Annotated in this window: 1 pseudogene; it reads right to left on the bottom strand. The window is 55.9% G+C overall.

Annotated features, from left to right (window positions below):
* Nucleotides 1-474, bottom strand: a pseudogene (locus tag ACTHUF_RS11120) (hypothetical protein); the annotation flags it as partial.

The following is a 474-nucleotide window of genomic DNA, read 5'->3' as shown; positions in this document are numbered from 1 at the left end:
CTACGGTTTCGCTGATGATGTTGCTGTCGCCTTTGACATTGATGGTGTCGCCCAATGCGTAGTTGTTGCTGCCGGTGGTACCGCCGAAGTTGATGCCTTTGGCGATGTTGGCGGCGTTGTTGGCGACATTTTGGTTGGTCGCAAACAATTGGCTGCCGTTGACGGCGTCTTTGCTGTTGGCATTGAGGTCGCCGTCGGCTACGTTGGTCACTTTGTTGCCTGCGGCATCGATACCGGACTTGGTCAGGCTAGGACCGCCTGCGACTTTCACACCATCGTTGTTAACGGTGGTATCACCGGCTTTGACGCTGTCTACCACCAGGTCTTTGTTCAGCTTAACGGTGACGGTGTCGCCTTGGGCTTCAGTCGTGATGTTGTCGTCGCCGGCAACGGTCACGGTGGAACCGAGTTTTTCGACATTGGTGCTGCCGCTGTCGCCGTTGAAGGTCAGGCCTTTGGTGTCAACGGTGGTTT

This window comes from Neisseria sp. P0024.S006 (assembly GCF_051956595.1).
Classification (GTDB): domain Bacteria; phylum Pseudomonadota; class Gammaproteobacteria; order Burkholderiales; family Neisseriaceae; genus Neisseria.
Note: the sequence above shows the minus strand (reverse complement) of the source record. Positions and strands in the feature narration are given on the sequence as shown.